At 65.3% G+C, this 21,525-nt stretch carries 21 protein-coding genes; 10 read left to right on the forward strand and 11 right to left on the reverse strand.

Annotated features, from left to right (window positions below; translation table 11 throughout):
* Nucleotides 1–415 precede the first annotated feature (415 nt).
* Nucleotides 416–910 carry a PilZ domain-containing protein gene (locus FG91_RS21110; protein WP_161785671.1) on the forward strand — a complete coding sequence of 165 codons (495 nt, stop codon included), beginning with the start codon at nt 416–418 and terminating at the stop codon, nt 908–910.
* 226 nt (nt 911–1,136) lie between these two features.
* Nucleotides 1,137–1,937 carry a histidine utilization repressor gene (gene hutC / locus FG91_RS16810; RefSeq protein WP_268746387.1) on the forward strand — a complete coding sequence of 267 codons (801 nt, stop codon included), beginning with the start codon at nt 1,137–1,139 and terminating at the stop codon, nt 1,935–1,937.
* Nucleotides 1,938–1,948: 11 nt separating this feature from the next.
* On the opposite strand, the gene FG91_RS16815 is transcribed toward hutC, so the two are convergent.
* The 9 genes from FG91_RS16815 to FG91_RS16850 all read right to left on the reverse strand — a co-directional run bounded on the left by FG91_RS16815 (nt 1,949) and on the right by FG91_RS16850 (nt 10,886).
* Nucleotides 1,949–2,683: a PepSY domain-containing protein gene (locus FG91_RS16815; protein WP_037517132.1), complete on the reverse strand. Its 735-nt coding sequence runs from the start codon at nt 2,681–2,683 to the stop codon at nt 1,949–1,951.
* The gene (locus FG91_RS16820) at nt 2,680–3,384 is read right to left on the reverse strand and encodes a PepSY domain-containing protein (protein ID WP_037517136.1); all 705 of its coding nucleotides are present in this window, start codon (nt 3,382–3,384) and stop codon (nt 2,680–2,682) included. Before FG91_RS16820 ends, FG91_RS16815 begins: the two co-directional genes overlap by 4 nt.
* An 11-nt stretch (nt 3,385–3,395) precedes the next feature.
* Entirely contained in the window at nt 3,396–6,098 is a 2,703-nt protein-coding gene (locus FG91_RS16825) for a TonB-dependent receptor domain-containing protein (RefSeq protein WP_037517138.1), read from the reverse strand.
* A gap of 151 nt (nt 6,099–6,249) precedes the next feature.
* Complete coding sequence (locus tag FG91_RS22080) at nt 6,250–6,387, reverse strand: hypothetical protein (protein ID WP_161785672.1); 138 nt, start codon at nt 6,385–6,387, stop codon at nt 6,250–6,252.
* A gap of 234 nt (nt 6,388–6,621) precedes the next feature.
* A complete protein-coding gene (locus FG91_RS16830) occupies nt 6,622–7,716 on the reverse strand; it encodes a copper resistance protein B (RefSeq protein WP_037517141.1) in 1,095 nt (364 codons plus the stop codon).
* Complete coding sequence (locus FG91_RS16835) at nt 7,713–9,500, reverse strand: copper resistance system multicopper oxidase (RefSeq protein ID WP_037517144.1); 1,788 nt, start codon at nt 9,498–9,500, stop codon at nt 7,713–7,715. The genes FG91_RS16830 and FG91_RS16835 overlap by 4 nt, the downstream gene beginning before the upstream one ends.
* 101 nt (nt 9,501–9,601) lie before the next feature.
* Nucleotides 9,602–10,186: an RNA polymerase sigma factor gene (locus FG91_RS16840; RefSeq protein ID WP_037517147.1), complete on the reverse strand. Its 585-nt coding sequence runs from the start codon at nt 10,184–10,186 to the stop codon at nt 9,602–9,604.
* Nucleotides 10,183–10,623 carry a periplasmic heavy metal sensor gene (locus FG91_RS16845; protein ID WP_037517149.1) on the reverse strand — a complete coding sequence of 147 codons (441 nt, stop codon included), beginning with the start codon at nt 10,621–10,623 and terminating at the stop codon, nt 10,183–10,185. Before FG91_RS16845 ends, FG91_RS16840 begins: the two co-directional genes overlap by 4 nt.
* Nucleotides 10,623–10,886, reverse strand: a complete 264-nt coding sequence (locus tag FG91_RS16850; RefSeq protein ID WP_037517152.1) for a hypothetical protein — start codon at nt 10,884–10,886, stop codon at nt 10,623–10,625. Before FG91_RS16850 ends, FG91_RS16845 begins: the two co-directional genes overlap by 1 nt.
* Before the next feature lie 146 nt (nt 10,887–11,032).
* Between FG91_RS16850 and copC the strand changes: the two genes are divergently transcribed.
* The 8 genes from copC (at nt 11,033) to FG91_RS16890 (ending at nt 19,750) form a co-directional block, all read left to right on the forward strand.
* The gene (copC, locus tag FG91_RS16855) at nt 11,033–11,413 is read left to right on the forward strand and encodes a copper homeostasis periplasmic binding protein CopC (protein WP_037517155.1); all 381 of its coding nucleotides are present in this window, start codon (nt 11,033–11,035) and stop codon (nt 11,411–11,413) included.
* A 4-nt stretch (nt 11,414–11,417) separates the two neighbouring features.
* Complete coding sequence (copD, locus tag FG91_RS16860; protein WP_037517157.1) at nt 11,418–12,356, forward strand: copper homeostasis membrane protein CopD; 939 nt, start codon at nt 11,418–11,420, stop codon at nt 12,354–12,356.
* 80 nt (nt 12,357–12,436) lie between these two features.
* Nucleotides 12,437–12,811, forward strand: a complete 375-nt coding sequence (locus FG91_RS16865; protein WP_235212074.1) for a DUF3703 domain-containing protein — start codon at nt 12,437–12,439, stop codon at nt 12,809–12,811.
* A gap of 13 nt (nt 12,812–12,824) precedes the next feature.
* The gene (locus FG91_RS16870; protein WP_037517160.1) at nt 12,825–13,151 is read left to right on the forward strand and encodes a hypothetical protein; all 327 of its coding nucleotides are present in this window, start codon (nt 12,825–12,827) and stop codon (nt 13,149–13,151) included.
* A 57-nt stretch (nt 13,152–13,208) separates the two neighbouring features.
* Nucleotides 13,209–14,480: a TolC family protein gene (locus FG91_RS16875; protein WP_037517165.1), complete on the forward strand. Its 1,272-nt coding sequence runs from the start codon at nt 13,209–13,211 to the stop codon at nt 14,478–14,480.
* A gap of 4 nt (nt 14,481–14,484) precedes the next feature.
* Nucleotides 14,485–15,633 (forward strand): efflux RND transporter periplasmic adaptor subunit, encoded by a 1,149-nt coding sequence (locus FG91_RS16880; RefSeq protein WP_037517169.1) that lies wholly within the window; start codon nt 14,485–14,487, stop codon nt 15,631–15,633.
* Nucleotides 15,634–15,636: 3 nt separating this feature from the next.
* Nucleotides 15,637–18,846, forward strand: a complete 3,210-nt coding sequence (locus FG91_RS16885; protein WP_037517171.1) for an efflux RND transporter permease subunit — start codon at nt 15,637–15,639, stop codon at nt 18,844–18,846.
* Nucleotides 18,830–19,750, forward strand: a complete 921-nt coding sequence (locus FG91_RS16890) for a cation diffusion facilitator family transporter (protein WP_037517174.1) — start codon at nt 18,830–18,832, stop codon at nt 19,748–19,750. The genes FG91_RS16885 and FG91_RS16890 overlap by 17 nt, the downstream gene beginning before the upstream one ends.
* Before the next feature lie 12 nt (nt 19,751–19,762).
* Here FG91_RS16890 and FG91_RS16895 read toward each other — a convergent pair whose 3' ends face one another.
* A complete protein-coding gene (locus FG91_RS16895; RefSeq protein ID WP_037517177.1) occupies nt 19,763–20,422 on the reverse strand; it encodes a class I SAM-dependent methyltransferase in 660 nt (219 codons plus the stop codon).
* Nucleotides 20,423–20,469: 47 nt separating this feature from the next.
* Entirely contained in the window at nt 20,470–21,192 is a 723-nt protein-coding gene (locus tag FG91_RS21115) for a helix-turn-helix domain-containing protein (protein WP_052187783.1), read from the reverse strand.
* Nucleotides 21,193–21,525: the final 333 nt, after the last annotated feature.

Here is a 21,525-nt window from a genome sequence, read left to right on the forward strand (position 1 = left end):
CGGTCCAAGCGACTCGGACCTTCCCCACGCATTAGGAAACATGGATTCCCGGAAATCCGCAAGCGCGTTAACACATTTTTATCAATCGCTAATTTGCACTAAACGAGCGATCATCCTCGCATCGCCTGTGGAGCAAAATACAACATATATTCAATGATATAATGTGAATTCCCTATCAAGATCACTCACCACCAAAGCGATGCCCTCGTCCCAATTAGAACCACAAATTAACACGGCTCGTCGCATTCGCCGCCCCGTCCGAGCGGCGAATTGGCCCAACTCTCCACGCGGCGTTAAGTGAATCCGGCACGATCTTAGCAAGGCCAATGCACCCGACCGGCGCACCCAAAAAACCGCGGCGAAAATGCAATATTAAGGGTTGCCGGGCGATAATGGTTCACCAAAGGAGAGGTTGGTGAGATCCTTGCTGGCGCATATCGCGGCCCCCGTCGAAACGACCGATCGCAGGCGAACGAGCCGCCGCACCCTCCGGCTCGATGTCGCGGCGCGCACCGCCACGACCGAATCCGCCGTGATCATCCGCAACCTGTCGCGGACCGGCCTGCTGATCGAGACCGGCGCGGGCTTTACCATCGGCGAAACCTTCCTGCTGGTCTTGCCCGAGCTCGGCGCCGCGCCCGCGCGCGTCGTCCGCCACGACGGCAGGCTCTTCGGCTGCGAATTTCTAACGCCCGTCCCCGCGAGCGCGATCAGCGCGGCGTTGCTCAAAGCCGCCCCGGACGAGGAAGCGGCCGACATGGCCGATGCGGCGATCGCGAGCGATGCCAACGAACTTTATGCGCGGCGGCCGTCGAGCGCGATCCTGTTCACGGCGCTGACCGCCTTGTTCACGGCCGTGGCTCTTCTCTTCGTCTTTGCCCTCGTGTCGCTGAACTTCTCGGCGGGCTGAGCCCTGCGCCCTTACCGCCGCGGGTTCGGGCGCCGCTGGTTTCCGGCGTCCACCCTCGCGAAAGGCTGCGCTCCATGACTGTCCCGGCTTTCTCGCGCCTGCGCGCACTCACTGCCCCCCTATCTTCCGGCGCTGAGCGCAGAATATGTCCGGTCGCAACCGGCGTCTGAGCGCCCTGCAAACAGCGTGCTTGGCTTCTACCGACCGCAACCTGTATAGACGGGTTATGGATTTTATCACTCGCACGCGCGGACGCGGATCAAAGCTTTCGACTGGATCCGCGTCCGCCCGGCCCCGCAGCCCCGACGACGAAAATGACCGGTCTCCGCCTCGTTACGCCGCCATCAAGCAGAGCATTTGCGATGCCGTTCGCGACGGGCATCTGAAGCCGGGCGACCGGGTGCCGTCGGAAGCCGAGCTGGTCCAGCAGTTCGACGTGTCGCGCATGACCGCCAATCGGGCCCTACGCGAGCTACAGGCCGCGGGCGTCCTCGTGCGCCGCGCGGGCAGCGGATCGTTCATCGCCGAGCCCAAGCCGATCGGCCAGATGATCGAAATCCGCAATATCGCCGAAGAAATCCGGGAACGCGGGCATATCTACCGCGCGCGCGTCGTGCAGAATGACGAGATACGCGCCAATGCCGACATGGCGGCGCTGCTCGAGGTTCCGATCGGGACCCGGCTGTTCCACTCGATCATCGTGCATCATGAAGCCGAGTTCCCGATCCAGCTCGAAGAGCGTTTCGTGCTCGCGTCGGCCGCCCCCGACTATGGCAAGATCGACTTCACGCAGATGACGCCGAACGAATATCTGACAAGGACGGCGCCGCTCGAGCGCGTCGAACATCGGGTTCGCGCCGAGATGCCCGATGCGCGCACCCACAGCATGCTGGGGCTGTCGGACGGCGAACCCGTGCTGCGGATGACGCGCCGGACATGGAGCCATTCGCGCCTCGTCAGCCACGCCTGGCTGACGCATCCCGGATCGCGCTTCGAGCTGTCGGCCGCCTTCTCGATCGACGACTGACCGCCGGCAGGTCAGGCCGCGCTGCGTGTGACGACGGGTTTGCGGCGCCGGCGCAGCCAGCGGAAGTCGGCGCGGCTGAAACTCTTGAACAGCAGGTAGAAGCCGGTGCCCGAGAGCCATAAGGCGCCGAAGGCAACGAAGATGATCAGCGGGTGATTGAAGCTCTTCCGGTTCACATAGTCCATATTGTGGAGCATCCAGAAGAAATCCCAGGTCCGCCAGGTATCGCCGCGCATGACGAGAAAGCGCGCGGTGTCGAGCGCGACATAGGCGCTGCTATTCTCGGCATCGGCGAAGTCGACACGCCACATCGCGCCTTCATGGTCGCGCGATTCGAGATTCGGCTTCGCCAGCACGCTGACCTTGCGGATCGGAGCCTCGTTCATCATCGAGGCGACATCACGGGCCATTTGCTCGTCGACATGAACAAGCGCGCCGCTCGTCGCGTCGACCAGACGAACACCCTTGGCAGACCGAAGCTCATAGACCGGCCGGGCACCGAGGTCGCGCAGGATCACCCCGGTCACGGGCTCCCCGCGCGGCAAGGCGGCGACGTCGAAATACGCCCCGGCCGGCAGCGGATGCGCGTGCGACATGCCGCCGCCATGGCCACCGACCTTGTCCTTGTCGAGCAGCGCCATCACCGAGCCGCTCAGGGCCCAAAGGAGGAACTGGAGGCCAAGGATGAGCCCCACCCATTTGTGAATGCGCCGGAAGAACAGCGGCGTCAGCCGGATGCGTTTCATGCCTTGTTCCTTTTGCGACGCTTGAAGGACCAGATCAGCAGCCAGGCGCCCGTCAGCGCCATGGCAAAGGCGCTCCATGTCGCGACGCGAAGCAGCGGATTGTTGACGTCGGTCCGTTCGTCATAGTCCATGATGTGCAGCATCCAGGCGAAATCGAAGACGCGCCACAGCGCATGCCGGCGCGAAATCAGCTCGCCGGTTTGCGGCGAGAGATAGAGCGTCGGACGATTCCAGCCCTCGAACTCGACCTGCCAATAAGGCGGCTTGCGCGACTGCATTTCCTGCGGTGCCGTAGTGAGCAAACGCACCGACACGATCCGCCCGTCGCCGGTGTAGATGCGCCGCGCCTGCGCCCGAACCTGGGACTCGGTCAGCGCAGGCAGCGGCGCGCCCGAGCGGGCATCGTAGAGGCGCGCGCCTTCGGGTGTCTCGGCGCGCCAGACGGGCCGGTCGAAAAAGCGCTGCAGCCGGAGTTCGGACGCGCCGGGCGCCGCCGCGACGATGCGCGCGGGCGGTGCAAGGCCGGCAAGGTCGAACGGTTCGGCAACCGGCGCCCGCACGAGATTGTCGCCATGGATGATGTCGATATGGACCACCACCATGTAGAGGCCGGTCAGCGTCCAGAGCAGTGCCTGGACGCCGACGACCAGCGCCAACCATTTATGCGTTCGCCGAACAAGCAGCGGCCAACGGATCGCCATTCCCCCTGCCCTCAGAATGCCGTGCGGAAACCGACGTAGAAACGCCGTCCGAGCAGATCATAGGTCATCGTGTCGGTGTTCGCATCGGTGAAGCTCTGAATATAGGGCGCCTTGCGATCGAAGAGATTGTCGACCCCCAGCTGGAAGCGGGTTTTTTCGTCGATCTCGAATGCGACCTGAAGATTATGATAGAAGACATTGGGCGTGCTGTAGCCGATCTCGCCGGGGTCCGCATTGAAGTCGGTCGCCTTACCCACCCACTGGGTCGACCAGGTCGCGCTGATACCGTCCTTTTCGGCGGTCAGCACGCCATAGCCGCGCCATTTCGAATAGCCGCCATTACCGCCCCCGATGAAGCCGTCGAAATCGATCGGCGCGCCGCCGGGGAAAGGCAGGACGACATATTTGTTGAGGTAGGTGAGGTTGACGTCGAGCGAGATGTTCACGCTGCCGATGCCGCCCGCGTAAACGAGACCGAGATCGAGCCCGTTCATTTCCTCGCGGCCGGTGTTGATCGGCTGCGCCGAGAGGAAAGTGACTTCGCCGGTGAGCGGGCTGCGCGTGAAATCGTCGCAGAAGGGATGCGACAGGTTCGTGCTGGCGTAGCAGATGGCGAGCTTGGTCGACCCCGGAATCGCGCGGATCGCGTCCTTGATCTTGATATCGAACCAGTCGGCGGTGAGCGACAGGCCGGGGACGAGACCCTTGGGCGAAACGACCGTCCCGACCGTCCAGGTGGTCGAACTTTCGGGCTGCAAATTCTCGTTACCGCCCACCGTCGTCAAAATCGTGGTGCCGAGCTGGACATAGTTCGCCGGGACTCCCGACGCCCGGCAATTGGCGATCAGCCCGGCATTGCCGCTGGTCGAATAGCGCGAGCACGGATCGGTCGTGGTCAGATTGCCTTCGGACACACCGCCGAACAATTCGGGGACATTCGGAATGCGAAAACCGGTGCCATAGGTGCCGCGCAGGCGGAAGCTGTCATTGATGACCCAGTCGAGGCTTCCCTTGTAGTTCCAGTCGCTGCCGAACAGGTCGTAGTTCGAATAGCGGACCGCGCCGCCCGCCGTCAGCGCCTGAAAGAAGGGCGTATCGGCAAGGATCGGCACCGACAGCTCGAGATAGGCTTCCTTGGCGGTGCTGGTTCCCGAAATCGGGCTTTGCTGGTTGGTGTTGGCGATGCCGAGCACGGTCAGCGGATCGGGATCGCGCCAGCCCTTTTCCTTGCGATAGACAACGCCCGCCGCGAACGAGACGGGCCCCGCGGGCAGCTTGAACAGATCGCCGTTGAGGTCGGCGGTGACCGTCGCGAGCTCATTCCCGCCGCGATCGCGCGATGTGAAGAGGATATAGTCGAGAACCTGCGGGGTCAGGTCGCCGAAGCCAAGATAGTCGGCGCAGGGGATCGTCGCGCCGGCGGCGAGGCTGCACTTTGTCGTGTCGAGCGTGTTGCGGACACGTTCCAGATTGGCGATGTTGGTCGACCCGTCGACCGCCGTGTTGCGGCCGAACGCGCCCGCGACTTCCCAACCCCAATCGTTGGACAGCTTGCCGCGCAGGCCGAACGTGCCCTGCCAGGTATCGGTCTCCTGAAAAAACTGGCGCGGGCCGGGCTCGGCGAGGCGGCGCTGGATGAGGACAATATTCTGTCCCGTCGGGTTGGTCGGGTTGCTCGCCGCGATCGACAGATTACGCAGCGTTCCCGGCGTCGCGATCTGGTTCGATTTGCGGAAGGTGTAGAGGAACTCGCCAAACGCCTCGATATTGTCGGCGATGTCATAGTCGGCGAAAAAGGCGGTACTGACGCGCTCGACGGGGCTGACCGCGTTCAGGAACGGGTTCGAATTGAAATTATGCTTTGCCGCGCTGTACGGCTCGAAGAAATTGCCGTTGCCGCCCAGCACCTGATTGAAGTTGATCTGCTGACCGTTCGGCAGCACCGCGCGGCCGCCGATCGTCGACGCGCTGTTGACGCAGCTCAGCGCGCCGGGCGTGGTCTCCGCCAGCGAGCAGGGCGCGCGGCTCGCCATGTTGACCGCCTTGGTCTTCTGATAGGTGACGGCCGCCATGAAGCCGCCGCGATCGTTGCGGACGCCCCAGAGGAGGTCGGCGGTGAAGTCCGATCCGTCGCCCTTTTCGGTAAGCCCCTGACGAACGCTGAGGCCAAGGCCTTCATAGTCGGTGCGGGTCACGAGGTTGACGACGCCCGCCATCGCGTCGGCGCCGTAGATCGCCGAAGCGCCGTCCTTGAGGACGTCGGTGCGCGCGAGCGCCGCGACGGGGATCATGTTGAGGTCGGGCGACGAGTTCGCCCCGGTGCCACCCGCGACGAGACGGCGGCCGTTGAGCAGGACGAGCGTGCGCTTGATGCCGAGGCCGCGCAGGTTCACCTGCGCCGTGCCATAGCCGTTGTTCGCCCAATAGGCCGAGGTCTGGTTGCCCGCGAAGCCCGCGTTGGCGGGGAGGCGCTGCAGCACGGTCTCGATATTGACGACGCCCGTATTCTCGATCTGCTCGGCCGAGACCACCGTTGCCGGTCCAACCCCGGCGAGATCCTGGCGGCGGATGCGCGACCCGGTCACAACGATATCGCTGCCGCTGGTCGCGCCTTCAGCGCCCGTCTCGGGTGCCGACTCGGCTTGCGCGAATGCTGGCGCGGAAATGCCCGCACAAACCGCTGCACCGGCGAGCAAAACTGTCCTGATCTTCATCGCGAAACCCCCTGTTGGTTGCGTTACCCACCGCAGAGAGCATCAAATGTATATACAGGTCAATAAAAATTTACGTTTAAGATCAATATCTTATATAGCACTCAAGGGAGCGCAGTCGGTCCATATAATACGCATCCGAAGCATCTACCCCTCATGCCGAATGACATTTTTTTGAACGCGGGCAGCGATGCGTGCCGGGCGCCAGCCAGGCCGCAAAAACCCAGGACTGGCCCTCGCCGCCAAAGGCCATCTCGTCGAAGGCGTTCTTGCTCGCGTCGGGCATTTCCATCCCCGCGAATCGCGCGGGATGCCGGGAACGGCGAGTCCTTTTATCGCTTTCTGTCGTTCGCGAAGGAGCGGCGGCGGGAGATTCCACCGCCTTTGGCCGGGCCCGGCCGGGCCTGCGTCGGGTCGGGCGATGGTCACCAGCTAGATAGCGGCGTCGCCTGCGAAAGCCTGGAGCGCAAGGCGGCGATAGGAGTGCACACGATGTGCCTCGTCTCGATGCGCCGCCCGCCGCGGCTCAGAACCAGGCGCGTATCCCCATGACGAAGCTGGCCCCGCTCGCATCCTCGCCCGCCGCGCGGGCAAAGCGCGCGGTGTCGCCCACCTTGCGCGCCCATTCGACACCGACATAGGGCGCGAACTCCCTGACGATTTCATATCGCAGGCGAAGCCCCAGCTCGACGTCGGACAGGCCCGAGCCCGTTCCGGTTTCGGGCACATCCTGCGCCGAGAAATTGAGTTCGGCCATCGGCTGGAGGATCAGTTTCTGGGTGATGCGCTGGTCGTAATAGCCCTCGAGGCGGCCGAGCAGGTCGCCCTTGTTCGAGAGGAACAACGCGCCCTCGACTTCGAACCAATAGGGCGCCAGCCCCTCGAAGCCGATTGTCGCATAGGTTCGGTCGGGGCCGGGGCCCAGATCCTGCCGGATACCCGCCTGCGCGTTGAAATAGGGGCCGATCGCGCGGCTGTAGAGCGCTTGAACTTCGGCGCCCTCAATGCCTTCGCCGAAGACGCCCTCGCCTTCGCTTTTGAGTGTGAGCCGGTTGATGTCGCCGCCGTACCAGGCCTCGCCAGCCCAGCGGAAACCGTCGCCGCCCTTGCGCGCCTGATATTCGGCGAGATTGAAGCTGATAAAGGCGATGGTCTGCGCGCCATTCTCCTTCATCATCTCGTGGCGCGAATGTTCCATTGCGGCGCCCGGATAGATGCGGTCGGCATACCAGTCGGCCGGCGGCGCCGGCGCGGTGCCATCGCCCGGCGGCAAGTCCGTGCCGCTCGCCGCGGTCGCCTTCTCCATCCCCTCCGTGGCGGGCGGGTCCTTCGGCGTACAATGGCCCATTTTGGCATGTTCGGGCGGACAATCGGGATCGGATGACGACATCGTCCCATGATCCATCGCGCCCGCGTCAGCCTTCTCTTCGGAGACGTCGGGTTCCGGTGTGCAATGGCCCATCGCCGCATGCTCGGGCGAACAGCCCGGAGACTCGGCCGATGGCTTTGCCGCCGGCGCGGGCGCCGAACCGTGCATCGAATGATCCGCCGACTGGGCCGCGGCGGGAACCGCGAAGGCGAGCGGCGCGATGCCCGAGAGAAGGAGCGCGATGCGCGTCATTCGGCTTCTCCCTTCGGACGGACGCTCACGACGCGCATCATCCCGGCATGCATGTGGTAAAGCATATGACAATGGAACGCCCAGTCGCCGAGCGCGTCGGCGGTGAAGTCGAAGCTCGCGGTGCCGCCGGGCTGGACCAGCACCGTGTGCTTGCGCGGCGAACGGTCGCCCTTTCCCGTGACCAGTTCGAAGAAATGGCCGTGAAGGTGGATCGGGTGGCTCATCATCGAATCGTTGATGAGGTTGATCCGGACCCGTTCGCCCTCGATGAAGGGGATCGGCTCGTGATGGTCGGACATTTTCACGCCGTCGAACGACCACATGAAGCGTTCCATATTGCCGGTGAGGTGGATATCGAGCGAGCGCGAGGCGGCGCGCACATCGGGATTGCGTTCGAGCGCGACAAGGTCGTGATAGGTCAGCACCTTGTGCCCGACGTCCTCGAGCCCCTGCCCCGGTTCGCCCATGCGGTCGACCGGCATCGGCGAGATCGACTGGACGCTCGGGTCGCGCTTGACCTGCGGCGCGACGCTGAAGTCGCGCATGCTGTGGTTCATGCCCCCGGCATCATGGCCCATCGCGGCGTGATCGACGACCCCGCCGTCGGCCGGCGGCGGGGTGCAATGGCCCATTGCCGCATGTTCGGGCGTGCACGACGCATCGCCGCTCGCCATCGTGCCCATGCCCATGTCCTTCATCGTCGCGAGCGGGCGTTCGCGGAGCGGCGGCACCGCGGCGGCCATGCCGGCGCGCGGCGCGAGCGTCGCGCGTCCCATGCCCGAACGGTCGTTCGCCTCGGCGACCAGCGTATAGGCGCGGTCCTCGATCGGGGTCACGATGACATCATAGGTTTCGGCGACGGCAATCTGGAACTCGTCGATCTCGGTCGGCACGACGTTGAGCCCGTCGGCCTGGACGACGGTCATCCTGAGACCGGGTATACGCACATTGAAGATCGTCATCGCCGAGGCGTTGACGATCCGCAGCCGCACGCGCTCGCCCGGATGGAACAGCGCGGTCCAATTGTCGCGCGGACCGTGGCCGTTGACGAGGAAGCTATAGGTCGATCCGTTGACGTCGGCGACATCGGTCGGGTCCATGCGCATCGCGCCCCATTCGACGCGCTCCTTCAGCGACTGGTCCTTGCCGGCCAGCAGACCGGACAGGGTCTGGCGCTGCATGTTGAAATGGCCCGGGTTGACCTTGAGCTTTCGAAAGATCGCCTCGGGCGACAATTGGCTATGGTCCGAGAGGACGACGACATGCTCGCGATCATAACCGATCGGATCGGGACCGGCGGGATCGATGACGATCGGGCCGTAATGACCGAGCTGTTCCTGAAGCCCCGAATGGCTGTGATACCAATAGGTCCCCGATTGGACGACGGGAAATTCATAGACGAAGCGCGATCGCGGCTTGATCCCGGGGAAGCTGACGCCGGGCACGCCGTCCATGTGGAACGGCAGGATCAGCCCGTGCCAATGGATCGAGCTGTCCTCATCGAGGTCGTTGATGACGGTGAGGCGTGCCGTCTGGCCTTCCTTCAGGCGCACGAGCGGCGCGGGCACGGTGCCGTTGATCCCGATCGCGCGGCTGACCTTGCCGTCGATCCGCATCGTCTGACGCGCGATGCGAAGGCTGATATCATTCCCCGACACCGTCGGCAGCGGCGCAACAATGCCGGGCGACACCGACTGCGCCCAGGCCGGAAACCAGGGAGCAAGCGCGGCCACGGTTCCGCCGCCCAATGCCCCCGTCACGAAACGACGCCTGTCTATCTGCATAAAATTCCCGGATATTGCCTTGTCTCAATAGTCATACGCGGCACGCTCCCCCGCCCCTCACCCTTTCGGACGAAATTGCGTGATGAGCTGCGCTCCTGCCTTCAGCCTGTCTCGCGCACGGCCGTCTCGCCGAGCAGCGCCTTCAATTTCGCACGGGCACGGTAGAGCCGCATTTCGATCGTCTTCTCGCTTGTCTGGAGCAGTTCGGCGGTTTCCGCCTGACTCAGCTCCTCGACGCCGCGAAGCACCAGAACCTCGCGCAAATTGGGTGCGAGGCGCGACATGGCGGCGCGGACGCGGGCGAGTTCGGCCCGGTCGGCCGCTTCGGCATCGGGCGCCGGGCCATCGCTCGCGACATCATGGGCGCTTTCGAGCGGCAAGGCGCGCGCGAAGAAGGACCGGACCGCGCGGCGCCGCGCCCAGTCGCGGCACTTGTTGAGCGCGATCCGGGCGATCCATATCCGGAACGGCCGGTCCGCATCGTAGCGGCCAAGCGCCGCAAAGCCGGCGACAAAAGTTTCCTGCGTCAAATCCATCGCCTCGTCCGGATCGCCGATATTGGCACGGATCAGGCGAAAGACCGGCGCCTTGTACCGTCGCAACAATTCCCGATAGACCTGTTGTTGACCGGCGCTTGCCAGCGCAGCGAGCTCGCGGTCGCTACATTGCGCAAGGTCGAGGGTCACCGCGCATCGGCGGTCAGCGCCTGGACCACGCTCTTGTCGAACATCGCGGCCTGCTCGCGGTCGAGGACGACGCGCATCGCGAACAGATGCTGGAGCGTCTCCTTCTGCAGCTCGCCCATCACGCGGTGGGTCTCGTCGATCGCCTCGGTAACGCGCGGTCCATAGCCATGTTCGGCTTCGATCGCCTGCGCAAGCCGGATATTGGCGGCGCGCATGTCGAGTTCGAGCGCATCGCGCCGGGTCGCGAATTTCGCCTCGATCTTGTCGAGCTTCACCTTCTGCGCGGGTGAAAGCTTCAGTTCGCGATGGAGAAGCGCGTGAAGTTCGGTTTCGCTGGCACGCGGCGCCTCGACGACGAGGCGTCCGGCGAGCACGCCAGCGAGTGCCGCGACGAACGCGACCAGACCGAAGAGCAGCAAACGGCGCGACGACGTCATCAACGCGAATCCAGCAAGGTCGAGGGGGCCAGCGGACTGGCCGGAATGAGCGGCGTGATCGGGCTCGCGGCAACGGCGGGCGGAACGACCGCGCTGCCGACAACGAAGCCACCACCCAGCGAAACGAAAGCGGCAATCGCCATCATGCGCCGCACCGCCGACGCCTCGCGCTGCCGACCCGCGAGCGCGGACAGCACACGCTCGTCGAGCGTTTCGAGCTCGATCGGCACCTGCGCTTCATTCAAAATCCGGAGTTCGTCCATCGGCCTTCCCGCAGTCCACAACAGATAATACGCGCACGATCGCATCATCCCTCAGAAATAATCCAACAAGAGCTTGCCGATTTTCCGAGGGCCGTGCCGCCGCTTTGCGTATTAGCAGGACAGACCCGAATTTGGAGGTTTTTATAATGAAGTCATTTCTCCCCGCCGCAACCGCCGCCCTCGCGCTGCTTCTGACGCCCGTCGCGGCGGGCGCGCATGCCAAGCTCGTCGCCTCGACCCCGGCCGCCAATGCGACCGCCTCGAAAGTGACCTCGGTCAACCTGCGCTTCAACGAAAAGCTGATCGCCTCGACCGTGAAAGCCGAGCTGGTGATGACCGGCATGCCGGGCATGGCCAATCACGCGCCGATGAAGATTCCGGCGACGTCGTCGATGGGCAAGGACGGCAAGTCGCTGACGCTCACCGCCAAGCGCGCGCTCGTCCCCGGCACCTACAAGGTCACATGGTCGGCAGCGGGCGCCGATACGCACCGCATGGGAAGCGAATTCAGCTTCACGGTGAAATAAGGCCGTGGCCGATCTCCTGCTGATGGGTGTCCGGTTCGCGCTGTTCGCGGTCCTGATGCTCATCGCGGGACTCGCCGCTTTCCCGATCCATGCGCTGAAGCCTGGCGAGCGGCAGGATCCCGAACTGGGATCGATCCTCTCCCGGCCGATGCGGTGGCTCTGCGCCGCGGCCCTGTTCCTTTCGCTCATGGGCATGGCGGTCCTGACCGCCAGCATGCAGGGGATCGGGATCTTCGCCATCGACCCGGCAATGGTCGTCGCGCTCGTGGGCGAGACCGATGTCGGCGTCGCCTGGCTCGTGCGCATGGCAGCCCTGCTTGTCGCGACGGTCGCCGCTTTCCGTATCGCCCGCAACCCGGTCGCGGCGACAATGATCGCCGCCGCGGCCGGGGCGGTCGCGCTGGCGACGCTGGCCTGGTCGGGCCATGCCGGGGCGAGCGAAGGCACCGCCGGATGGATTCACCGGGCAAGCGACACGCTCCATATGATTGCCGCCGCGATCTGGCTGGGCGCGATTGCCGGCTTCCTGCTGCTGCTCCGTCCGGGCGAACCGGTCGCAAAAGACCGTCTCGCGATGACGGCCCGAAGCCTCGACCGGTTCGCGCCGGTGGGGACATTGTGCGTGCTCCTGATCGCGGCGACCGGACTGGTGAACGGCCAGATGATCGTCGGGGCCGCGAATATCGGGCGGTCGATCGCCTCGCCCTATGGTCAGCTTCTTGCGATAAAGCTCGTCCTGTTCGCCGCGATGCTGGCGCTCGCCGCCGCCAACCGCTGGCGTCTCACCCCCGCGCTCGGGCGCGCATTCGACGAGCCCGATACCGATCCTGCCAGCGCGGCGCGCGCGATGCGCCGCAGCCTGATCCTCGAAGCCTTGGCAGGTCTCGCGATCCTCGCGCTCGTCGCATGGTTCGGCATGCTGGAGCCCTTCAACCCCGCATGACCGGCACCCGATCGGCAGACTTGACCCTGTAGTAGCTACAGGGTGCATAAGGGCGGCGAATCGAGCGGAGGGATAATCGCATGAGCATGTTGGACCGTCGGGACGCGGCCGCGCTGATCGCGGTCGAGATGACGCAATATCGCGCCGCTCGCCGGGACGGCGACCATCCTGCCGCCTGGAACGCCATCGGACGCGCGCACATCGTTGCGCAGCCCTTTTTCGCACTTCACCTGTCTGCGCACTGGCACATGCTCGGTTTTGCGATTGCCCTTCGCGACGGGCGCGAGGTGGCCGGCCAGCTGCTGCGGCTTGCCCTCGTCCCGCTGGGATCGCTGACCGGCAGGCTGCCCGTCGGCAATACGGGCCGCGCCCGGATCAGCGCCTTCCGTCCAATGCCGGTGCCGCCCGATCTCGCCAAGATGATTTCGCCACACGACAAACCGGTTTCGCGCTGATAGGGGAAGGGCCATGTCGAATGCGTTCATGCGACTGCTGATGATCATCGGGGTGCTGCTTTGCAGCATGCACGTCGCCGAACCGGCGTCGGCGCATTCCACGGCAAGCGAAACCGCCTTTCACCTGTCGGCCGGCGACGGCGAACAGGACAGGCAGAATCCTGCATCGCAGCTCGCGCATGGCGGGCATCATCATTGCCCGGTCGCGCCGGACCTCAAGCCCACATCGACCGACGTCCCAGCGCAACCAGCCCGCGCGCCGCTTTTTGCCGCGCCCGCGACCCAGCTCGCTTCGCGCGTCCTGCCCCCGCTACTCGATCCGCCGCTCCTCGCGATCTGAGCACGCTCGCCGCTTTTTACGCGGCGATCTCTCCGATTAACCGAGGATGGAATCTTTATGTTCAGGTTCGTTGCTGCCCTGGTGGCAGCTACATCGTGCGTCGCGATCGCGCACGCACAGGAGGCCGGCACCGAAAGCCGCCAGATATCCGGCCCGCTTCTGACGCTCGACGAGGCCGTCGCGCTCGCGGGCGGCAGCGCGCCCGCGGGCGAAGCCGCGGCGGCGGACGTCGATGCCGCGAACGCCGCGCGCCGCGCGGCGGGGCTCCGGCCCAATCCCGCGCTTTCGGTCGAAGTCGAGAATTTCGTCGGCACCGGACCCTATAATGGCATCAATGGCGCCGACGTGACGGCAAGCGTTGCGATCCCGCTCGAACTCGGCGGCAAGCGGCAAGCGCGCGTCGCGGTTGCCGATGCTGCGACGCACCGCGCGCAAATCGCCCAGGCGATCGCCCAGGCGGACATAAGACTGCAAGTGACCGAACTCTATATCCAGGCCTCCGCGGCCGATGTGCGGGTCGCGATGGCCGAGGATCAATATCGTATCGCGGGCGACACCGCGCGTGCCGCGACAATCCGGGTGCAGGCGGGGCGCGCATCGCCGCTCGAACAGGAGCGCGCCGAAGTCGCGCGACTGACCGCGGAGGCCGAGGCCGGCAAAGCGCGGCGCCTCGCCGATGCCGCCCGTGCCAACCTCGCGCGGCGCGTCGGACGTCCGGTCGCCGGCCCGCTCGACATAGCGGTGCTCGGTGGACCCGGAAACGGAACGACGGGTCCACCCCGCCCCGTTTCGGCGGCGGGCACGCTCGCGTTGGCGGCCGCCGACGCCGATCTCCGGACCGCCGATGCCGGCGTCCGGCTGGCACGCTCGCAACGCGTGCCCGACGTCACGGTCGGGCCGGGGGTTCGCCGGATCGAGGCGACCAACGATGTGGCGGCGGTGTTCAGCGTTTCGGTGCCACTGCCGCTGTTCAACAACGGACGCGCGGCGGTCGACCAGGCGAATGCCGAGCGGCGGCGCGCCGACGCGCAGCGGCGCGTCACGGCGCTCGACGTCGAGCAGGCGATCAGCGATGCCGAGGTGGAAGCCGCCAATGCGGCGGCGGCGGCGCGGGTCGCGAGCGGCCCCGCCCTCTCAGCGGCGATGGAAGCGGCCCGCATCGCGCGCATCGGCTACCGCGAGGGCAAGTTCGGGCAGCTCGACCTGCTCGATGCCGAACGGACGCTGACCGAGATGCGGGTCGCGTCGATCGAAGCGCTCGCCTCCTATCAACTTGCCAAGGCCCGGTTGGAACGCCTCACGGCTCCCGCGCCCCTCAAAGGAAATTGACGCCATGACCATCAACATCAGCCGAAAGCTGCTGCTCGCCGCGACACTGCCATTCTTCCTCGCGGCGTGCGGCGGCGGCGAGAGCGCCAAGCCCGCCGACGAGCATGGCGAGGAAGAGGCCGGCCATGCCGACGAAGGAAAAATCGCGCTCACGAACGAACAGGTCAAGATCGCCGGGATCGCCCTCGGTCGCCCGACGGTCGGCAGCGCCGGCGCCCTGCAATTGCCGGCGACGATCGAAGGCGATCCGCAAGCAACCCAGGCCGTGTCGGCCGCGATCGGCGGGCGCGTCGTCGCCCTCAATCGCAATCTCGGGCAGACCATCGGCCGGGGACAGACGCTCGCGATCATCGAAAGCCGCGAGGCGGCACAGCTCCAGGGCGAGGTGCAGGCCACACGCGCGCGCCTCGCGCTCGCCAACTCCAATCTCGCCCGCGAGGAGCGGCTGTTCGCGCAGCGCGTGTCGCCCGAGCAGGATGTCATTGCGGCGCGCACCGCCGCGACCGAGGCGCGGATCGCTTATCAGCTCGCCCAGCAACAGGTATCGGCAGCGGGCGGCGGTGGCGGCCAGCTCAACCGGATCGCGATTGCCGCACCGATCTCGGGACAGGTGATCGCGCGCAGCGTCGTTCTCGGACAGACCGTCGCCGCCGACGCCGAGCTTTACCGCATCGCGAACCTGTCGAGCGTTTCGCTGTCGCTGAACCTTCAGCCCGCGGACGCAGGACGCATTCGCCCGGGCGCTATCGTTTCGGTCAGCGCGCCCGGACGCCAGGCGACCAGCAAGATCAGCTTCGTCTCGCCCGCGCTCGATCCGACCACGAAGCTCGCGCCCGCGATCGCGATCCTCGATAATCGCGCCGGACAATGGCGCGTCGGCGAAGCGGTGACCGCGTCGGTCGCGCTCGCTGGCGCCGACGGCGATGCATCGATCAGCGTTCCCTCGACCGCGATCCAGACCGTCGAAGGCAAGAGTGTCGTGTTCGTTCGCACCAAAGAGGGTTTCGAGGTCGTTCCAGTCGTGCTGGGCGACCGCGCCGGCGCCAATGTGATCATACGTTCGGGACTCAAGGGCACCGAACAGATCGCCATCACCAACAGTTTCGCGCTCAAGTCGGAAATCGGCAAGGGCGAAGCAGGCCATGAGGATTAAGCCATGATCGCCCGCACCGTCACCTGGGCGGTCGAGAAGCGCTGGCTTGTCGTCCTGCTCACCGCCATTGCCGCCGTCATCGGAGCCTTCGCGCTGTCGCGCCTGCCGATCGACGCGGTTCCCGACATCACCAACAACCAGATCCAGATCAACGTCCGCGCGCCGGCGCTTTCACCCGAACTTGTCGAGAAGCAGGTCGCCTTCCCGATCGAGACCGCGCTCGCCGGGATTCCAGGGCTTGAATATACACGCTCGTTGAGCCGCAACGGTTTCGCACAGGTCACGGCCGTTTTCACCGATGAGACCGATATCTATTTTGCGCGCCAGCAGGTCGGCGAGCGCCTCAATGAAGCGACCGAGACCATGCCCGACGGCGTCCGGCCCGAGATGGGTCCGATCGCGACGGGTCTCGGCGAAGTTTATATGTGGACGGTGCGTCTCGCGCACCGCAAGGATGATGCGCACAAGCCCGGCGAACCCGGCCTCCAACCCGACGGCAGCTACGTAACGCCCGAGGGCGAACGCCTCGTCACCGAGGCGGACAAGGCCACCTATCTTCGCACCGCGCAGGACTGGATCGTCACGCCGCTGCTCCGCACCGTCTCGGGCGTCGCCGGGATCGATGCGATCGGCGGTTATTCGAAGCAATATATGGTCGTGCCCGATGTGCAAAGGCTGGCGGCGCTCGACCTTAGCCTCACCGACCTTGCCGAAGCGCTCGAACGCAACAACACGAGCGTCGGCGGCGGGGTCGTCGAACGCAACGGCGAAGGGCTTGCCGTCCGCTCCGATGCGCTCATTCGCGATACCGCCGAGCTGTCGCGGGTCGTGGTCGCGACGCGGTCGGGCGTGCCGATCACGCTCGACCAGGTTGCAAGCGTCCGCACCGGCCAAGCCGTGCGCATGGGCTCGGCATCGGAGAATGGCACCGAGGTCGTCGTCGGCACCGCGATCATGCGTATCGGCGAGAACAGCCGGGCCGTCGCGACCGCGGTTGCCGACCGGCTCGATGCGACCAACGCGTCGCTCCCGCCCGATGTCGTCATCGAGCCGGTTCTCGATCGCACCAAGCTCGTCAATTCGACGATCTGGACGGTCGGCAAGAACCTGACCGAGGGCGCGCTGCTCGTCATCGTCGTGCTTTTCCTCCTGCTCGGCAATTTCCGCGCGGCGCTGATCGCGGCGCTCGTTATCCCGATCACCATGCTCCTCACCAGCTTCGGCATGCTGCGCGCGGGCGTGTCGGCGAACCTGATGAGCCTCGGCGCACTCGACTTCGGCCTCATCGTCGACGGCGCCGTCATCATCGTCGAAAATGCGCTTCGCCGCATGGCCGAGTTCCAGCACCGCGAGGGGCGGATCCTGACGCTTCAGGAGAGGCTTGCGTCGGTCGCAGCGGCGGCGCGCGAGATGGTGCGCCCCTCGGTCTATGGCCAGGCGATCATCATCCTCGTCTATGTGCCTTTGCTCACCTTGAGCGGGGTTGAGGGCAAGACCTTCATCCCGATGGCGCTGACCGTGATCATTGCGCTCGGCTTCGCTTTCATCCTCTCGCTCACCTTCGTGCCGGCGGCGATCGCCATCTGGCTCTCCAAGCGCGTCGAGGAGAAGGAGGGCCGAATCATGACCTGGCTCAAGCAGCGCTACGAACCCGGCCTCGACCGGGCGATGAGCAAACCCAAGGTCACGCTCGGCGCCGGGATCGGCGGGTTCGTCGTCGCGATCCTTGCCTTCTTCTCGCTCGGCCAGGTGTTCCTGCCCCAGCTCGACGAGGGCGACCTGCTGATCCAGGCGTTCCGCGTTCCCTCGACATCGGTCCAGCAGAGCCAGGCGATGCAGGTTCCGATCGAACGGATGCTCTCGAAGCAGCCCGAGGTCGACATCGTTTTTTCGAAGACGGGAACGGCGGACCTCGCCTCCGACCCGATGCCGCCCAATGCGACCGACAATTTCGTGATCCTGAAACCCCGAAAGGAGTGGCCCGACCCCAGCCTGCCCAAGGCCGAACTGGTCGAACGGCTGGAAAAGGAGCTGAACAAGATTCCGGGCAATGCCTATGAGATCACGCAGCCGATCCAGATGCGCTTCAACGAGCTCATCGCCGGCGTACGCGGCGACATTGCCGTCAAAGTCTATGGCGACGACTTCGACGCCATGAACCGGACCGCGCAGGAAATCGCCGCGATCTTGCGGAAGACCGACGGCGCGACCGATGTGCGTGTCGAAGAAACCGAAGGTCTCTCGATGCTCGATATTCGGGCGAACCGCGAGGCGATGGCGCGACTCGGCGTCACCGCACAGGATGTGCAGGATGTCGTAACCGCGACGATCGGCGGCCGCCAGGCCGGCACGATCTTCGAGGGCGACCGCCGCTTCCCCGTGGTCGTCCGGCTGTCGGACGCGCAGCGCTCGGACCTCTCGGTGCTCGAACAGGTGCAGGTCCGCGTTCCCGGCGGCTCTTTCGTGCCGCTCGCCAGCGTCGCCGACATCCGCGTCGTCGATGGACCCAACCAGATCAGTCGCGAAAATGGCAAGCGGCGCGTCGTCGTCCAGGCCAATGTTCGCGGCCGCGCGATTTCCGACGTCGTCGCCGATGCCAAGGCAGGTATCGCGAAGGACGTCCGCTTACCCGCGGGCAGCTACCTCGAATGGGGCGGCCAGTTCGAGAATCTGGCCTCCGCTCGCGATCGGCTCCTGCTCGTCATCCCGGCGTGTTTCATCCTGATCCTGCTGCTGCTCTACGGCGCGCTTCGTTCGCCGCGCGACGCGGCGATCGTGTTCACCGGGGTGCCGCTGGCGTTGATCGGCGGCGTGCTTGCCCTGTTCCTGCGCGGCATGGACTTCTCCATCTCGGCAGCGGTCGGGTTCATCGCGCTGTCGGGTATCGCGGTGCTCAACGGGCTCGTGATGGTGTCGTCGATCCAGGAGCTGATGCGCTCGGGCATGGCGCGCGCCGAAGCCGCGCGGCAAGGCGCGCTCATGCGCCTTCGCCCGGTGGTGATGACCGCGCTTGTCGCAAGTCTCGGATTCGTGCCGATGGCGCTAGCGACCGGCGCTGGCGCCGAGGTGCAGAAACCGCTCGCGACGGTGGTGATCGGGGGGCTGATCTCGGCGACCTTGCTCACCCTGTTCGTACTTCCGACGCTCTACGCGCGTTATGGAGGCGGACGCGCGCTGAAGGACGAAAGGACGAACGATGGCGCATTCGCATAGTCAAGAAGAGGGCGGCCATTCCGGGCACGACCATGCGGCGGGCGCGAACAGCCGGAGCCTGACAATCGCGCTGGCGCTGACGGGCACATTTCTCGTCGCCGAACTGGTGGGGGCGTGGCTGTTCAACAGCCTCGCCCTGCTCTCCGATGCCGCGCATATGTTCACCGATGCGGCCGCGCTCGCGATTGCGCTGGCCGCGATCCGCATCGGCCGCCGCCCCGCCGACGTCAAGCGAACCTATGGCTACCGCCGCTTCGAAATCCTCGCCGCAGCGTTCAATGCCCTGCTGCTCTTCGCGGTTGCCGCTTATGTTCTCTACGAAGGGATCAAGCGTTTCGTCGAGCCGCAGGAGGTTCAGTCGCTCGGCATGCTGGCGGTTGCCGCCGCAGGGCTCATCATCAATCTTGTATCGATGCGCGTGCTTTCGCGCGGCAAGGACGAGAGCCTCAACGTCAAGGGCGCCTATCTCGAGGTTTGGGCCGATATGCTCGGTTCGCTCGGGGTCATCGGGGCCGCGATCCTGATCTATTTCACCGGCTGGAGCTGGGTCGACCCGATCGTCGCGATCGCGATCGGTCTCTGGGTGCTGCCGCGGACGTGGATTCTTCTGCGCGACACCACCAATATCCTGCTGCAAGGCGTTCCGCGCGGCGTCGATCTTGGGGCGGTGCGCGCAAGCATCGCAGCTGTCGAGGGTGTGGCCGAAGTCCATGACCTCCATCTCTGGTCCATCGCTGGCCGCGATATGAGCCTGACGGCGCATGTCGTCCTGACACCGGGGCATGAAGCAGACGCGGTTCGGCTGGCGGTTTCGGAAGCGTTGCACGACGCGTTCGAAATCTCGCACGCAACATTGCAGATGGAATCCGCCAGCGAGCAATGCGCCGAGCCGGAGCATGACTAGCCGCGGCGCGGGCTAGCGCTCCGCCCGATAGAGGGAGATCGATCCCGTCGGGGTCGGGATGGCCCGGACTTCCTCGACATCGCGAAAACCCGCGCCGCGCAGGATTTCGGGGACGCAGCCCCGCGCATTCGGCTCGGTAAGCTCGAAGCCATCGATCATCTGAACCTGCCGGAACAAAGTTCGCATCAGGAGCGAGCGTTGCTCGCCATAGTCGGCGATGTAGAGCCCGCCGCCCGGTTTCAGCAGCCGCCACATCTGACCGACGATCGCTTCCTTCACCTCCATCGGACATTGATGGAGCACGAGGCTCGAGACGATCTTGTCGCATTGCTGGAGCGGGCCGATTTGATCGAGCGCATCGCCCATCGCCTCGAACCAGAGGATATCCGCATCCGCCTCTCTTGCCTTTCTCCGGGCGATGTCGAGCACCTCCGGATCGGGATCGACGCCCAAGATGATGCTGGTCGGGGCCGCCGCCTTGAGCGCTATCGCAAGCGTTCCGGTGCCGCATCCGATATCGACGATCGTCTCACCGGCCCCCGGCGCGACGAGCTTCACCAGCTCGCCGCGCCACCTCTTCTCGCGCGTCATCAAGGCGAGCACCGCATCATATCGCTTGATATTGCCTACCTTGCCCAGCGCGGGCACGAAATCTCGATTTGTATCTGCCATGATCAGAACGCTAACCCCGCAGGGACCGGCACGCTTGAACGATGCGGCTATCGCTCCAGAAGGATGTCGCTGGCGCGGACGCCGAACATGGCCTTGATCGTCCGGGCAAAATGCGCGGCGTCGGCAAAGCCGGCTGCATGGGCCGCCTCGGTGATGTTCGATCCTGCCAGCAGCTCCTCGAACGCCGCGCTCAGGCGCCGCCACAGGATATAGCGTTGGAACGGCATGCCAATCTCGGAAGCGAACAGGTGCCGAAGCCGGCCGACCGAAAGCCGCGTCCCGGCGGCGACATCGAACAGACGAACCGTGCCGAGCGGGAGGCGCCGTTCGATCGTCGCAATCACGTCCGAGATGCGCGTGTCGATGCTTCGCCGCGGGGCGCGCATCACCCAGTCTTGCCAGAAGGGACGCGTCGCAGCGCCCGGCACGATCTGAAACCGGCCTGCTTCGATGCGATCCCGCAGCCTGTCCGGCGGACCGAAACCGGCGGTCGGTTCGACAAAACAGATATCCGCACCGGCGGACGGGAGCAGTTGGTGCCGGGCGTTGGGTTCGATCAACAGGCAGGTGCCCGAAATTTCGCGGCCGTCGCTCCCGATGGCTCGCACGGGCGAATCCGCGAAGACCGCCTGGGCCGCAAAATGACGATGGGGAATCGCATCGCCGATCGTGCCCGACCACCAGGCCGTCTCACCCTCGATGCGCAAGGCGCCCTGCCAGAAATTCCTCGCCATCGGCGGCAGGCTAACGCGGCGATCCGGCGCCGTCATTCGTCGATTGTCTCGCGGACGGGATAATTATGGCTGATCTCGCCGACGAGCGCCCTCCCAGCCATTACCCATCCCGGAAGTCCGGAATACCTCTCACTCTCGCTGCGCTCCACCGGGAACAAGCGGCTCCCGCGGAGACGCAATCCGCGCCTCACTAAATCACTGATTTTATGAAGAAAACTGGAGCGGGCGAAGGGATTCGAACCCTCGACCCCAACCTTGGCAACTTTGGGGCATTGCGTCCGCGGCGTATCGCTGCAATACGTGCTCGGCCACTAAAACATTGATATTTAGATATTTCTAGTTCGCACATGGCCGTCGCCGTCCGCTGAC

Source organism: Sphingopyxis sp. LC81 (assembly GCF_000756375.1).
Lineage (GTDB): Bacteria > Pseudomonadota > Alphaproteobacteria > Sphingomonadales > Sphingomonadaceae > Sphingopyxis.